11 protein-coding genes are annotated in these 15,604 nt (G+C 71.3%); 6 read left to right on the top strand and 5 right to left on the bottom strand.

Translation table 11 applies throughout. The annotated features are described in order from the left end of the window. Window positions 1–34: 34 nt before the first annotated feature. The 3 genes from ligA to BHU15_RS42020 form a co-directional block, all read right to left on the bottom strand. Window positions 35–2,164 (bottom strand): NAD-dependent DNA ligase LigA, encoded by a 2,130-nt coding sequence (ligA, locus tag BHU15_RS12920; RefSeq protein WP_069627343.1) that lies wholly within the window; start codon window positions 2,162–2,164, stop codon window positions 35–37. 68 nt (window positions 2,165–2,232) lie between these two features. Next, window positions 2,233–3,156: a TIGR03564 family F420-dependent LLM class oxidoreductase gene (locus BHU15_RS12925; RefSeq protein ID WP_069627313.1), complete on the bottom strand. Its 924-nt coding sequence runs from the start codon at window positions 3,154–3,156 to the stop codon at window positions 2,233–2,235. A 101-nt stretch (window positions 3,157–3,257) separates the two neighbouring features. After that, entirely contained in the window at window positions 3,258–4,103 is an 846-nt protein-coding gene (locus BHU15_RS42020; RefSeq protein WP_069627314.1) for a helix-turn-helix transcriptional regulator, read from the bottom strand. Window positions 4,104–4,236: 133 nt separating this feature from the next. Here BHU15_RS42020 and BHU15_RS12935 point away from each other — a divergent pair, with 133 nt between their 5' ends. Further along, window positions 4,237–5,139, top strand: coding sequence for an MBL fold metallo-hydrolase (locus BHU15_RS12935; RefSeq protein WP_069627315.1), 903 nt, complete (start codon window positions 4,237–4,239; stop codon window positions 5,137–5,139). A 36-nt stretch (window positions 5,140–5,175) separates the two neighbouring features. After that, window positions 5,176–6,606: a carboxylesterase/lipase family protein gene (locus tag BHU15_RS12940; protein ID WP_069627316.1), complete on the top strand. Its 1,431-nt coding sequence runs from the start codon at window positions 5,176–5,178 to the stop codon at window positions 6,604–6,606. A 28-nt stretch (window positions 6,607–6,634) separates the two neighbouring features. On the opposite strand, the gene hemC is transcribed toward BHU15_RS12940, so the two are convergent. Next, a complete protein-coding gene (gene hemC, locus BHU15_RS12945; protein ID WP_069627344.1) occupies window positions 6,635–7,570 on the bottom strand; it encodes a hydroxymethylbilane synthase in 936 nt (311 codons plus the stop codon). Window positions 7,571–7,726: 156 nt separating this feature from the next. On the opposite strand from hemC, the gene BHU15_RS12950 reads away from it, so the two are divergent. From BHU15_RS12950 to BHU15_RS12960, 3 genes are all read left to right on the top strand, one after another. Continuing rightward, window positions 7,727–8,518, top strand: a complete 792-nt coding sequence (locus BHU15_RS12950) for a hypothetical protein (RefSeq protein WP_069627317.1) — start codon at window positions 7,727–7,729, stop codon at window positions 8,516–8,518. 284 nt (window positions 8,519–8,802) lie between these two features. Next, window positions 8,803–10,011, top strand: coding sequence for a cytochrome P450 (locus tag BHU15_RS12955; RefSeq protein ID WP_069627318.1), 1,209 nt, complete (start codon window positions 8,803–8,805; stop codon window positions 10,009–10,011). 10 nt (window positions 10,012–10,021) lie between these two features. Beyond that, on the top strand, window positions 10,022–11,149 hold the full coding sequence (locus BHU15_RS12960) for a type III polyketide synthase (protein WP_069627319.1): 1,128 nt from the start codon (window positions 10,022–10,024) through the stop codon (window positions 11,147–11,149). Between the two features lie 120 nt (window positions 11,150–11,269). On the opposite strand, the gene BHU15_RS12965 is transcribed toward BHU15_RS12960, so the two are convergent. After that, on the bottom strand, window positions 11,270–11,611 hold the full coding sequence (locus tag BHU15_RS12965; RefSeq protein ID WP_069627320.1) for a trypco2 family protein: 342 nt from the start codon (window positions 11,609–11,611) through the stop codon (window positions 11,270–11,272). A 63-nt stretch (window positions 11,612–11,674) separates the two neighbouring features. On the opposite strand from BHU15_RS12965, the gene BHU15_RS12970 reads away from it, so the two are divergent. Next, a complete protein-coding gene (locus tag BHU15_RS12970) occupies window positions 11,675–15,589 on the top strand; it encodes a tetratricopeptide repeat protein (RefSeq protein ID WP_069627321.1) in 3,915 nt (1,304 codons plus the stop codon). Window positions 15,590–15,604 lie beyond the last annotated feature (15 nt).

Here is a 15,604-nt window from a genome sequence, read left to right on the forward strand (position 1 = left end):
CGCGCGCTCGTCCGGGTACGCCACGGCGTCCGACTCACCGGTCCGCTTCGTCCGCCGCGCCACTACCGCCGTCGTCAGCGAGAAGCTCCGCGATCAGCTCCGCGAACTCGTCCGGTGAGGCTATTCGCGTACCGAGCTTCTCGGCCTTCTCCCGCTTCGACCCGGCGTTCTCCCCCGCGACGAGGAGGGACGTGCGCTTGGAGACGCTGGAGGAGGACTTGCCGCCGGCCCGCTCGATCAGTTCGTTCATCTCGTTGCGCGAGAGCTTCTCCAGCGGTCCTGTCATGGCGCCCGTGACCACCACGGTCATCCCGTCCAACGGACCGCTCCCGCCAGGGACTTCGCCGCCCTCGGCGTCCGCCGGCTCGTCGGACGGCGGCGTGGCGCCCGGCTCGGTCATGTTGACGCCGGCCGCCCGCAGCTTCCCGATGAGCGGCGCCAGCTCGGCCAGCTCCGCGACGATCGTCGGGGCCTTCTCCCCGCCGATCCCGTCGACGCGCCGCATCGCCTCCTCGTCCGCCGCGCACAGCACGTCCATGGACGCGAAGTGCCGGGCGATCCGCCGGGACATCGAGCGTCCGGTGCCGCGCACCCCGAGGGCGGCCAGCACCCGGGACAGCGGCTGTCCCTTGGCGCGCTCGATCGCGGCCAGGAGATTGTCCGTGCTGGTCTCCCCCATCCGGTCGAGACCGAGGATCTGCTCGCGGGTGAGGGTGAACAGGTCGCCGATGTCCGCGACGAGACCGGAGTCGACGAGCTGCACGACACGGGTCGCCCCCAGACCCTCGATGTCGAACTGGTCGCGTCCGGCCGCGTACGAGATGGACGCGACGACATGGCAGTTACGGCCTCGTACACAGCGCCAGCGCTGCTCCGAGGTGTCGATGTCCGAGCCGCACTGCGGACACACCTCGGGAAAGACGACGGCCTTCTCGTCGCCGGTACGCAGGTGCGCGACGGGCGCCTCCACGCGGGGGATGATGTCGCCCGCCTTGTACACCATCACGTGGTCGCCGATCCGCAGGTCACGGCGGGTGATGTCGTTCGGGTTGTGCAGCGTGGCGTAGGTGACGGTGGAGCCGTCTATCTCGACCGGTTCCAGGACGGCGCGGGGCGCGATGGTGCCCGTACGGCCGACGTTCCACTCCACGTCCAGCAGCCGTGTCACCTTCTCGACCGCGGGAAGCTTCCACGCGATCGCCCAGCGTGGCGCGCGCGAGCCCGATCCCGCCGCCAGCTGGTCCGCCGCGGCGTCCGCCTTGATCACGATGCCGTCGATGCCGAAAGGCAGCTCGGGGCGGAGCGCCGCGATCTCCTCCACCCGGACGCGCACGGCCTCGGTGTCGGTCACCGTCCTCGGCGGAACGGTGGTGCCGGCCGTCGTGTGCACGCCCAGCCCGCCGACGAGCGACAGCACCTCGCTGTGCGGCAGTTCGGTGAGGGAGGCGGTCAGGTCGCCGCCGGAGCCGGCCAGGGGCAGCGCCGCGTACGCGAAGAACGTCATCTCCACCTGATACGGGCGGTCCTTGGCCCGTACACTCCCGGCCGCCGCGCTGCGCGGATTGGCGAAAGGCGTCCCGCCGTGGCTCGTGCGGAGCGTGTTGGCCCGTTCGAACTGCTCAGTGGTCATCAGGACTTCGCCCCGCACTTCGAGCGTGAGAGGCTCGGAGAGCAGGTCGGGCAGGCCCTCGATCATCCCGGTCGCGTGCGAGACGTCCTCACCCGCCAGCCCGTCCCCGCGCGTGATCAGCCGGGCCAGCCGGCCGTGCTCGTACCGGGCGGCGACCGCCAGTCCGTCCAGCTTCGGCTCGACGCTCCAGCGCTCCACCGGCCGCCCGACGCGCCGCTCCACGGACGCGGCCCAGACGGTGAACTCGTCGGCGCCGAACACGTTGTCCAGGGAGAGCATCGGCACCGTGTGCGGCACGTCCCCGACCACCGCGCCGCCCGCGACCTTCCCGCTGGGCGAGTCGGCGGAGATCTCGTCCGGGTGGGCTTCCTCATAGGCGGCTATGGCCCGCGCCAAACGGTCGTAGGCGTCGTCGTCCAGGGCGCTCTCGCCCGTCGCGTAGTACGCGGCGGCGGCCTTCCTCGCGGTCTCCACCGCGACGGCGTAGGCGGCTGCGTCGACAGGAACGGCTGCGGATGTCGTCATGCCGTACATCTTGCCGCCCACCACTGACAATGCCCCTGACCAGGGCGTTTGTCAGTGGTGGGCGGTCCGGCGGGCGGTCAGTCGGCGAGTTGCCCGAGGAGGTCCCAGGTCCGGCGCCGGTCGGCGTCACCGGCGATCTCCGTGCCCGCGAGGACGACCTCCGTCGCCCCGGCGTCCCGGTAGCGCCGTACCTCGGCGGCGACCGTCCGCTCGTCGCCGATCACGGCGACATCGACGGCGCGTGTGCCGCCGGAGAGTTCGATGGCCCGCGCGTAGGACGGGATCTGCTCGTAGAAGGCGAGCGCCTCGGTGGCCGTCTCGCGCACCGCGTCGACGTCGTCGGTGACCACGCCGTACACGAGCGCCACGATCCGCGGCGCGGGGCGGCCCGCGGCCTTGGCCGCCGCGTGGACGGCCGGGACGATGTGGTCGGACAGGGCACGGGGCCCGGCGAGATAGGGCAGGATCCCGTCCGCCAGCTCTCCGCTCGCGCGCAGCGCCTGCGGCCCCATCGCGGCGACGAGCAGCGGTACACCCGCGTCGGCTCCCGGCACCCGCGCCGGGATGGGGGTACGGGTGGTGAGCAGCTCGCCCTCGAAGTCGGCGGCGCCGGTCTCGGTCAACTGCCGCAGGACGGTGAGGAATTCACGCAGCCTGGCGACGGGCCGTTCGAACGGGATTCCGTAGCCGCCCTCGACGAGGAATCTGGAGCCGAGGGCGACACCGAGGTGGTACCGGCCGTGTGTGGCCGCCTGCGCGGTCAGTGCCTGGCTCGCCACGGTCAGCGGGTGCCGGCCGAAGACGGGGATCGCGGAGGTGCCCACCTGGAGGCCCGGTACCTCACGTCCGACGATCGCCGCGAGTTGCGGCGAGTCGGCGCCGAAGGTCTGACCGAACCAGGCGGACCGCAGCCCCGCCGCGGCGGCCTCGCCCGCGAGCCGTACGGTGGCGTCGATCTGGTTGTCGGGATCTGTCGCGTTGAGTGCTACTCCCACAGTCATGCCGGAGAAAGCAGCGTCCGCCGGTCACGCATTCCGTTCCTGTGTGACGTCTGTGTGTCGGCCCGGTGCGGCGGCTCCGTCGGTGGCACCCGGGCGGCGGCTCAGGACGCGTACGCGCCCAGGCGTGCGAGCGTCTCCTCGGAGCGGGAGTTCTCCTCCGTGGTGACGAGGACGAGGAACTGATCCGGGGAGCGGGCGGGTACGACGATCTGCTGGGTGACGGTGAGCTCGCCGACCAGCGGATGACGCAGCCGGTAGGAGGCCGCTTCGCACGGCCGGACCCGGTGATCGCTCCACAGCTCGGCGAACTCGGGGCAGGCCGTGGACAGTTCCCCGACCAGCGACGCCAGAAGCGCGTCCTCGGGATGGTGTCCGGCGATCTGCCGCAGGCTGCCGACGACCGCTTGTGCCTTGCGTTCCCAGTCCACGTACAGGTCTCGGGTGCGCGGGTCGAGGAACACCATGCGGGACAGGTTGGGCCGGTCCCCGGGACGGTCGGGCGCGGCGGGATCGAGGTGCCCGGCGAGCAGGGCGTGCGCCAAGGGGTTCCAGGCCAGCACGTCGGTGCGCCGGCCGAGGACCAGCGCCGGGGTGTTGCCCACGGAGCGCAGCAGGTCGCGGGTGAGCGGGTCGACGCGTTCCGCCGGGGGCCGGGTACGGGGCGGCTGCCGCCGTGAGGCCAGCTCCCGCAGGTGCGCGTGCTCGTGCTCGTCCAGGCGCAGAGCGGTGGCGAGCGCGTTCAGGACGCCGTCGGACGCGTGGACCGACTGCCCCTGTTCGAGGCGCGTGTAGTAGGAGACGCTGACGCCCGCCAGTTGCGAAAGCTCCTCGCGTCGCAGGCCCGCGACCCGTCGCCGGCCCGGGAGCCCGGGAAGCCCCACGTCCTCGGGCCGTACCCGCGCCCGCCGGGCCCGGAGGAATTCGCCGAGCCGCATGGAGACCGCCATGCCGTCGAGTATGCCGCAGGCCCCGACAGCCTGCCTGACCCTGTCATGCGTAGGCACAGGTCGGGACTGGTGACCCGGCGCGCCGTACGGCGAGGCTGGCGGGACTCCACCAGATCGACAGACAGGACCGGTCATGCAGGAAATCGTTCTCGGCGACGTATCGATCACCCGGGTCGTCGAGTACTACGGATCGGTCGAGCTGGCCCCGGCCACCTTCTTCCCCGAGGCGCCGGAGCGGGCGTGGCGCCAGCACGAGACCTGGCTGGGACCGGACTTCGTCGACTTCGAATCGGACGTCTGTGTCAGTGCGATCCAGACCTGGGTGGTACGCAGCGAGGGCAGGACGATCCTCGTCGACACGGGTGTCGGCAACCACAAGGAACGCCCCTACTCGCCGGTGTGGAGCCGCCGGGACACCGATTTCCTCGGTGAGCTGGCCAGGGCGGGCGTACAGCCGCAGGACGTCGACCTGGTGGTCAACACACATCTGCACGTCGATCACGTCGGCTGGAACACCCGGCTGGAGGGCCGCGACTGGGTGCCGACCTTCCCCAACGCCACCTATCTGATGCCGAGGCGCGACTTCGATTTCTGGAACCCGGCGAACGGTTGCGCGCCGAAGCTGGGGCGTGGCAATCAGAACGTGTTCGAGGACAGCGTTGCTCCGGTGTACGAAGCGGGACAGACGCTGCTGTGGGACGACGGCCACACCATCGACGGAAATCTGCGGCTCGCTCTCGCGCCGGGGCACACCCCGGGCTCCTCCGTACTGATGTTGGAATCGGGCACCGACCGCGCGCTGTTCGTCGGTGATCTGCTGCACTCGCCGCTCCAGTTCGTGGAGCCCGACACCAACAGCTGCTTCTGCGAGGACCCGGCCGAGGCCAGGGCCACCCGCCGCCGGCTGCTGGGCCGGGCCAGTGACACCAACTCGCTCGTCCTGCCCGCGCATCTGGGCGGGTCCGGCGGTGCGGAGGTGGTCCGGGACGGCGACTCGTTCGCCATCGCCGCCTGGGCGCCGTTCGCCCGGATCTGACCGACGCCGACCGATCGCACGAGAACAGGAGAACCGGTGTCCGACCTGATCGTCACCACCACCACCGGCGCCGTACGCGGCGCGGTCACCGACCACACCGACAGCGGGACCCGGCGGTTCCTCGCCGTCCCGTACGCCGCACCGCCACGGGGCGCCGGGCGGTTCGCGCCGCCCCGCCCCCATGAGCCGTGGACGGGCGTGCGCGACGCCCTGGCCCCAGGGCCCAGCGCGCCGCAGCCGCGACGCGACGCCTTCGGCGCGCTCGACATGGCACCGTACTTCGGCCCCGGCTGGATCCGGGGCGACGACCATCTGACGGTGAACGTGTGGGCACCGCGTGCGGCCGACCGCAGCCCGGTGATGGTGTTCGTGCACGGCGGCGGGTTCGTGGCCGGCTCGACCGGCGCCGCCCTGTACGACGGCGCCGCGTTCGCCCGCGACGGTGTGGTCCTGGTGACGCTCAACTACCGGCTCGGCGTCGCGGGCTTCCTCGACCTGCCCGGCGCGCCTGCCAACCGCGGACTGCTCGACGTCGTCGCCGCGCTGCGCTGGGTCCGGGGCAACATCGTGGCCTTCGGCGGCGATCCCGGCAACGTCACCCTGTTCGGCCAGTCCGCGGGGGCCACGATCGTCGGCGCCGTCCTCGCCACGCCCGCGGCCGCGGGCCTTTTCCGGCGGGCGATCGTGCAGAGCGGCAGTGGGCTCGGCGCGTTCTCCCCCGAGCAGGCCGGCCGGGTGACGCGTGCCGCGGCGGAGAAGCTCGGCGTCGCGCCGACGGCCGCCGCTTTCGCGGACGTTCCCGACGAAAGGCTCGTCGAGGTCGTGCCCGAGCTGGGTGGGCTGGATCTGCGGACGACCGACCGGTCCGACCCTCTCATGGGGCTCAGCCCGTTCGGTCTCGTGCTGGAACGGCAGCCCGCCGACGGCCCCTTGGCGGACGTCGACCTGCTCATCGGCACCAACGCCGAGGAAGGGAACCTGTACCTCGCGCCGCAGGGCCGGCTGACGAACTCGACGGAGGGGGACGTACACGCGACCGCCGCCGCGCACGGTGACGGCGAGACGTTCGTCGCCGCCCACCGTGCCCGGCGTCCGGACGCCGGGCACGGCGAGGTGCGCTCCGCGATTCTCGGTGACGCGCTGTTCGGCGCCGGCACCCGGCGGCTGGCCCACGCCCACGGGCGCGCCCACGTCTACGAGTTCGGCTGGCGCTCACCCGCCGTCGACGGTCTGCTCGGCGCGGCGCACACGGTGGAACTGCCCTTCGTGTTCGACCGGCTCGGCCTGCCGTCGCTGCGCGGGCGACGTGGCCTGCTGGGGCCGGCGGAGCCGCCCGCGTCGCTGGCCGAGGAGATGCACGCGGCGTGGATCGCGTTCGCCCGTACCGGCGACCCCGGCTGGCCGCCGTCGACCGGGGAGCGAGGGATGCACCGGTTCGACGGCGAGAGCGGCGAGAGCGGCAGTTGACCGGACGACACCGGTTCGAAGACAGGGCCTAGTGGGCGATGGAGTCGATCAGCTCGCGTGCTCCCTGGCGGAGCAGCGCCACCGCGACGGACGTGCCGAGGGTCTCGGGGTCCAGCGGTCCCGCCCACTCGTGCGCGTTGAGGACCGTCTTGCCGTCCGGGGTGAAGACCCGGGCGCGCAGGGAGAGTCCGCCGCTGCGCTCCGCGTGTGCGAATCCGGCGATCGGGCTGTTGCAGTGGCCCTGGAGGACGTGCAGGAACATCCGCTCGGCGGACGCCACCTTGTACGTGTCCCGGTCGCCGAGCGCGGAGACGGCGTCGATGGTGTCGGTGTCGTCCTCGCGGCACTGGAGGGCGAGGATGCCGGCGCCGATGGGCGGGCACATGAGGTCCACCGGCAGGATCTCGGTGATGACGTCCGGGCGTTCGATGCGCTCCAGGCCGGCGACGGCCAGCAGCAGCGCGTCGGCCTCCCCGGCGGCGAGCTTCTCCAGCCGGCGGTTGGCGTTTCCGCGCATCGGTACGCAGATGAGCTGCGGGTGCGAGGCGGCGAGCTGGGCGACGCGCCGGACCGACGACGTACCGACGCGGGTGCCGGCGGGCAGTTCGTCGAGGGTGTGTCCGCCGGGGTGGACCAGGGCGTCGCGGATGTCGTCGCGCTTGAGGAAGGCGGCGAAGACCGTCCCGGCGGGCAGCGGCCGGTCGGCGGGCACGTCCTTGACGCAGTGCACCGCGAGGTCGGCCTCTCCGGCGAGGAGGGCGGCGTCGACCTCCTTGGTGAAGGCGCCCTTCCCTTCCACCAGGGAGAGGTCGCCCATCCACTTGTCGCCGGTCGTCTTGACCGGTACGACCTCGGTCACGATGCCGGGGTGGAGCGCGGTCAGTTCGGCACGCACACGCTCCACCTGGGCGAGCGCCATCGGCGAGTCACGGGAGACGATGCGGATCAGTTCAGGGGTGGACATGGCGTTCACCATAGAGCGTCGGGCGGGTGCCCCCGTCATCCGACCCGGTCGTCCATCTCGCCCGTGACACAGCCGTGTTGGAGACGTCGGGCAGGTGTACGAGCCGGGCGGTGGCGAGGCCCGCAACCTTTCCCGCTTTCGGCGGTCATACCTGATATGACCAGACACGCCGTTGTCGCCCTGACCGTCGCCGCGGCGGTCGGCGGGCTCACCGCCCCGACCGCACTCGCGAACAGCGCTCCCACAGCCCCCGCCGTCTCCGTTCCCGCCGCCGTCCCCACGGATCCGGTGATCACCGGCGTCACCGTCAACGGCGGGAAGGACGTGGTCGTCGGCACGACCGCGCGCAAGACCTTCACCGTCACGGTCCACGGGAGCGACGACTCCGGGCTCGAATTCGCGGACGCCGACCTGCTGGGTCCGGCCGGCGGCTTCTACACCACCGACACCTTCTGTGAGACCGCGACCGACTGCACCACCTCGTTCACCGTGGATCCCCGTCCCGATCCGTACAACGACAACGCCGACCTCAGCAACGCCAACGCGGGCCGCTGGTACGTGCACTCGCTGGTGGACACCTTCGACGGCGTCACCCTCTTCACGAAGCACACCGGCGGCTTCCTCCTCAAGCGCGCCGCCGCGCTGACGGTCAACGCCGCGCCCGAACCGGTCGTGAAGGGCGGCACGATCACGGTCACCGGCAAGCTGACCCGGGCGAACTGGGACACGTACCGGTACGCCGGCTACACCGGCCGGCCGGTGGCGCTCCAGTTCCGCCCGAAGGCCGGCGACACCTACACCACCGTGAAGACCCTCACGACCGACGGGACGGGCAACCTCCGTACGACGGTGAAGGCCGCTTCCGACGGCTACTGGCGGTGGAGCTTCGCCGGTACGACCACCACGGCCCCGAAGAACGCGACGGGCGACTTCGTCGACGTCCGCTGACGGGCGCCGGTCCGTACCGTCGTACCACCGGCGCGTCCGGCGGCTTTCCCACTCCACCGGGCGCGCCCTCCCCCGACATAAAGACGGCGTAAGCAGATGGCCGAACGTGGGGCTGTGTCTCTTCGACGTCCGCGCACGGGGTCGGCTGTCCGCGCCCGATCCCGCCGGTTACCCGTACAGGTGAGCTTGGCAATCTCCGCGCATGGCGGCACTCCCCGCGCGGAATTAACCCTGAGTTGCCAACGTCACCATGAGTGACCATCCTTGCCCGTGGGAGTGCTGTGATGACCGGCGTGGACTCCGTACAGACCTGCCCCTTCCGCCATGACGAGGCCCTGGAACCCGACCCCTTCATGACCCGGATGCGGATCGAGGCCCCCGTCGCCCGGGTGCGTATGCCGTACGGCGAGGGCGAGTGCTGGCTGGTGACCCGGTACGAGGACGTGAAGACCGTCACCTCGGACCGCCGTTTCAGCAGAGCCGCCCTGATCGGACAGGACTTCCCCCGGATCACCCCGGCGCCCATCGCGCAGTCCGAGTCGATCAACCTCATGGACCCGCCCGCGCTCAACAGGGTGCGCAAGCTGATCAACAAGGCCTTCACCACCCCGCAGGTGGAGGCGCTGCGCCCGTGGACCCAGCGGGCGGTGGACGAGCTGCTGGACACCATGGCCAAGAGCGGCGCGCCGGCGGACATCGCCGACCATCTCGCCGACCGGCTGCCGCTGATGACGATCTGCGAGCTGCTGGACGTGCCGGAGGCGGACCGTCCCCAACTGCGGCAGCGGGCGATGGACATGATGTCCATGAACGCGGCCGACCGGAATTCGGCGGTCGAGGCGAAGGCGTGGCTACGGGCCTACTTCTCCGAGCTGACGGCGGAGCGGCGGCGCGCGCCCGGTGAGGATCTGATCAGCGGCCTCGCGACCGCGCGTATCGGCGACGAGATGCTGGACGCGGACGAACTCGCCGTGCTGGCCATGCTCCTGGTGATCACCGGCCACGACACCACCACGTACAACATCAGCAACATCGTCTACACATTGCTGACCCGGCCCGAGCGGGCCGCCGAGCTGCGTGCCCGGCCCGAACTGCTCCCGAACGCCCTTGAGGAGCTGCTGCGCCACATCCCGTTCCGCCAGGGCGTCGGCATCCCGCGGGTGGCGCTGGAGGACGTCGACTTCGACGGTGTCGTCATCAAGGCGGGCGACACGGTGCACGTGTCGTACCTGACCGCCAACCGTGACGAACTCGCCTACGACCGGGCGGACGAGCTCAACTTCCACCGCGAGGACCCCGCCCCGCACATGACCTTCGGGTGGGGCAGCCACCACTGTCTGGGCGCCCACCTGGCGCGCATGGTGCTCCAGGTCTCCATCGGCACACTGCTCACCCGCTTCCCCGACCTTCGTCTGGCCGTACCGGCGGAGGAGGTGCGGTGGAACACCGTCTCGATCTGGCGATACCCGCTCGCCCTGCCGGTGACCTGGTAAGGAGCTGATCATGGCAACTCTGTGCAGGCCCGCCATCGCCGTCCCCGATCACGTCATCACCATGGAACAGACCGTGGAGCTGGCACGGACGCTCCACCCCGATCACCCGCAGCTCGAACTCGCGGTGCGGCTGATCAGCAACACCGGTGTCCTCACCCGACGTCTGGTGAGGCCCATCGAGGAGACCCTTCGCCATCCCGGCTTCACCGCCCGTAACGACGCCTACGAGGCGGAGGCGAAGGCGCGGGTGCCCGAGGTCGTCGAGCGGGCCCTGGCCCACGCCGAACTGACGCCGCGGGACATCGACATGATCGTCTACGTGTCGTGCACCGGCTTCATGATGCCGTCGATGACGGCCTGGCTGATCAACACCATGGGCTTCAGGCCGGAGACCCGGCAGCTGCCGATCGCCCAGTTGGGCTGCGCCGCCGGCGGTGCGGCCATCAACCGGGCACATGACTTCTGCTCGGCGTACCCGCAGGCCAACGTGTTGATCGTGGCGTGCGAGTTCTGCTCGCTGTGCTACCAGCCGACGGACCTCGCGGTGGGCAATCTGCTCTCCAACGGCCTCTTCGGTGACGCCGTCGCCGCCGCGGTGGTACGCGGTCAGGGAGGCACCGGCGTACAGCTGGAGCGCAACGCCTCCCATCTGGTGCCCGACACGGAGGACTGGATCTCGTACGCGGTCCGGGACACCGGGTTCCACTTCATGCTCGACAAGCGGGTGCCCGGCACCATGTCCGTACTCGCGCCCGCCATGCGGGAGATGGCCGAGCCGCACGACTGGGACGTCTCCGGGCTGGACTTCTACATCGTGCACGCCGGGGGGCCCAGGATCCTGGACGACCTCTGCCACTACCTCGACGTACCGGCGGAGATGTTCCGCTACAGCAGGGCGACCCTCACCGAGCGGGGCAACATCGCCAGCGCCGTCATCTTCGACGCGCTCGACCGCTTCTTCGAGGACGGCGGCGCGGAGCACGGCGCGCGAGGGGTGATCGCGGGCTTCGGTCCCGGCATCACGGCCGAACTCTCCCTCGGCACCTGGTCGGTGGGCGGCCGGGAGACCGGACGGATCGAACGGGAAGTGATCCTTCCGACGCCGGTCCTGATGGCCGGCTCCGACGCGGTCGGCTGATCCGGGCCGCGTACTGACTGATCCGGAGCCGGGTCCCCCGCCGGTCGGGGACCCGGTCCTGAAGCGCCGGACGGGCTCCACGCCCGTCCGGCGCTCGTCACTCCCCCTGACTCCGCCTCGTCACTCCTCACCGCCGATGCTGAAGCCCTGCTCCTGCGGGGGCTGGTCCCTGTCGTGCGGCATCAGCTCGATCTCGATGCGGTGCATGTTCTCGCGGGCCGCCGTCCCGCCCGCCTCGGCCGTGACGACGCCGATGTTCAGACTCCCCTTGCCGGTGCCCTCGCGCCGTACCTGCACGGTGAATTCGACGTTCACCCGCTCCACCCGGAACTGGATCCTGCTCTCCCGGCCGTCGTGCTGGGCTTCCTCCAGCTCCTCCCGGATCCGGCCGATCACCTCGGCGAGGCCGGCGGTCTCCGTACCGGGTCCACCACGTCCGCCACGTCCGCCACCCGCGCCCATTTACGACCCTCTCGTTACGCAGCGGGGGTCCATTGTCACACCCCGTGGCTATTGTTGAGCAGTATGAGGGAGCCCGATGGCACTTCCAACTCCGCGTCCCAGGACGCCCCTTGGCGGGTCCGGCTGGTCAAGGGAGAGGACGGCGCCGGGCCACCGCTCGGCGCGGGCGTGCTGCTGCCCGGTGGGCTGGTGCTCACCTGCGCCCATGTGGTGCTGGCCAAGACCGCGAGCAGGACGGACCGTTCACCGGGAGCGGGTGCCGGCCGGGGAGACGAGCCGCCGCGGCCCGTCGGGGCGTTGTACGCGGAGTTCCCCGGCGTCCGCGCGACCCCGCCCGTGCGGCTGCGCGCCGAGGTGCTCGCCGACCATCTGAAGCCGCTGACCTCGCACTTCAGCGGCGACATCGCCCTTCTGCGCCTGGCCTCCGTGCCACCGGTGGAGCCCGCCGTGCCCCATCTGCAGATCCCTGCGCGCGACGAGTTGGTGCACTCCGTCGGTTACACGGCCGCGTTGCCCGGCGGGGAGGACGTCAATGCCCGGCTCAGAGGCTGGGGCGGGCCCGGCCGTGATCCCGAATGGGTGCAACTCGACCGGGACGTCGGGTCGTTCGCGCCACGTCGCGGCTTCAGCGGCAGCGGTGTGGTCCACACCCGCTCGGGGGCTGTCATCGGCATCATGGCCTACCAGTTCGAGAACGTCCGGGACCGGATCAGCCACACCTATATGATCCCGACCGACACGATCGTGGGGCATCTGTCCGTTCTGCGGTCCCTGTGGGCGGAGCAGCGGGACGAGTTGAAGTGGACGGGGCGCAGCGCCCTGTCGCGCACCATCCCGCGCGATCCCCCCGCGAGTGCGTCGAACCGCGCTCTCGGGCTCCGCCGCAAGGTGACCAACTGGCTCGTCGACGCGGCTCCGGTGACGGGCACCACCGCCACCGCCACCGCCCAGGTGTCGAATCCGGTGTCCGGGACGGGCTCGGTGACCGGCGGGCGCGTGGCCACGGAGCCGGTGGAGCTGATCTTCGTCCGCGACGGCCGGCACGACGACATCTCGGCGATCCACACCACGCTCAACCTCGCCGACCGCGAACGCAATCCGCGGCGGGCGGGCGCGGGCGACGCCTCGGAGCCGCCCGTCGGATCGATCGACCTGGCCGTGGACGCGAAGGGTCTGACCGCCGATGAACTGATCGCGTTCACCGCCGAGCGCATCGGTCTGGTGGGCCCCTCCAGACCCACCGGACCGACCGGACCCGGTGGACCGACCGGACCCGAGGAGCGCGAAGGGGCGAACGAGCACGGGCGGCCGGAGGACCATGACCGCATGCTGGCACTGATCGCCGGGGACAGTCCGCCGATCTCCGCCGCCTTCCTGTCGGTCGATCAGGCGTCCCCGACCGGCGAGGCCGTGTTACCGCTGCTCAGGGCCCTACGGGCGAGCAAACTCACCCGCTTGCTCCTCGTCTTCCGCGACCTCGGGTCGCCCTTGCTCGACAGCGTCGTGGACACGCTGCTCGACGACGCGTGGGCCGAGCGCCGCACAACGGCCATAGCAGCACGACTGACCGTGCTCGCCGACCTGGAGAAGCGCTTCCGCAGGCTGCACGCGCACTCCGTCGGCCAGGACGGCACCGACGTGCCTCAGCCGCGCCACCGCCAACTGGCCGCGCGGCTGGCCGAGTTGCACCAGGATGGCGAGGTCCCCCGGAAGAGCGGCGCCCTCGCGCACCACCTGTTCCTGCTCGACATCGACGTCGAGGAGGCGGTCCGGCGGGTCGGCAGCGCCGTACAGGGTCTGGACCGGCCGAACTCACCGGGCGAGTACAACGTGGTCCCACCCGGAGACGATCTCACCGCGCTGCCGCGCATCACCGTCAAGAATCCCCGCGCGTTCGTGGAGTCCGAGCCCGAGCCGCAGACACCGGCGGAGCCGGATTCCGGTCTCACCGCCGGCCAGGTGCTGCACCAGCAGTACGAGGTCGTCGGACTGCTCGGCGAGGGGAGCCACGGCAAGGTGTATCTGGCCTGTGACCAGATGCTGGAGGACCGTGAGGTGGCCCTGAAGGGGGTACGGGATCCCGCCGACCAGACCGACCGGCGGATCTCCCGGGGCGAGCTGCTCCGGCTGATCGGCCTCAACCACCCTTCGATCATCAAGGTGTACAACTACGCCCCGCATCCCGGCCGCCCGGAGCAGCCCGAACACCCCGCGAACAAGGCCGGGTTCATCGTCATGGAGTTCGCGAACGGGGCTCCGCTGAAGTGGGTCGCCGAACAGATCGAGCGGAACGCGGCGCCGTTCGACGGCTATCGCGTCCATGAGTTCATCGCCGCGTACGGACTGGCGATCCTGGACGCGCTGCGCTATCTCCACGAGGACGAGGGCTTCGTCTACGGCGATCTGTCCCTCACCAACGTCCTCCACTGCGGCAACGGCATCAAGCTCATCGACGTCGCGGGCGTCCGCAGAATCGGCCACGCCGGGCCCGTCACCTTCCCGGCCCCCGAGATCGGCACGTCCACCAAGGTGACGGTCGCGGCGGACCTGTACGCGGTCGGGGCCGTCCTCCAGGAACTGCTCAACCGGGTCCCCGCACCTCCCGTCGACCTGGGTACGACCTCGCTCCAGCGCGTACTGCACCGGGCCCAGGCCCGGAAGCCCGGGGACCGGTTCGCCGACGCGCGCGAGATGGCCGTTCAACTCCGTGGTGTTCTACGCGAGTTGCGCTCGCTGCGGCGCGACGAGGAGACGTTCGAGCCGTCACCGCTGTTCTCCGTCGCGCCCGCCGCGCTCGACGGGGAACTCGGCAAGGCTCCGCCGCTCGGCCAGTGGCGGCACGGCGGCAGCGACAAACGCCCCCTGACGATAGGGCCGCCCGAACCGGCCGAGGTGGCCGTGGGCCTGCCCGTACCCAAAGTGAGCAAGCAGGACCCGAACTGGAAGAAGACGCAGCGCACGTCGTACGACGATCCGGCCGGTCTGCTCCAGCTCAGCGCCGGCTGGCAGCCCTCTCCCGAACTGGCGCTCCTGCGCTGCCGCCTCCACCTGGAGGTCGGCCGCTACCAGCCGGCCGACGCGGCAAGGCATCTGGCGTCGGCCACCGCCGAGCTGGAGCGGGCCGAGGTCGCCGTCGGCACCCTGGCCGAGTACGACTGGCGGCTGCGCTGGCACCAGGGCCTGCTCCATCTCGCGGGAGACGACGTGGAGTCGGCCCACGAGTCCTTCGACCAGGTCTACGCGGCGATCCCCGGCGAGTACGCGCCCAAGCTCGCCCTCGGCTACTGCCACGAGGTCCTCGGCCACCCGCAGGAGGCGACGGTCTTCTACAGCGCGGTGTGGAAGCGCAACCGGGCTCTCGGCAGCGCCGCCTTCGGGCTGGCCCGTATCCATCTCGCCGACGGCGACACCCAACTCGCCCTCGACCGGCTCGAAGCCGTGCCCGCCGACTCCCGGCACCGCACCGCCGCCCGTACGGCCATGGTGCGGATCCACGCGGACCCGCCCGCCGACGGTGAACCGCCGACCGTGGCCGCCGCGGGCCGGGCGTGCGAGACGCTGCACCTGCTGGCCAGGGACGAGGGTCTGACGGACCGCCATGCCCAGGACCGGCTGCGTACGGACCTGTTGGAGCTGCTGCTGCGGCTGGTCACCACTCCCCCGGTACCGGATCCGCTGCGCGCGCTCCGCGACTCGCTGAACCGGGAGATCGCGGTCCCCACCACCGAACACGAGCTGCGCAAGCAGTTGGGGGCCTGCTACGAACGGCTCTCCGAGCAGGTGCCGCGCACCCCGTCCCGCGAGCACACGACCCTGGAGCGGGCCCTGCTGGACAACGCCTACCGCACCCGTCCGTACGCGTTCGGCCACAGCAGGGGCGAGCAGCGCCAGGGCCGGTTGCGCGGGTGGCGGCCCGGGCGGCTGCGCGGCCGGGCGACGGACCCGCCGGCGACCGACGCCGCCACGGGTGAGCGGTGATGGGCCGCCGCCGGT

Source organism: Streptomyces niveus (genome assembly GCF_001723055.1).
Lineage (GTDB): Bacteria > Actinomycetota > Actinomycetes > Streptomycetales > Streptomycetaceae > Streptomyces > Streptomyces niveus.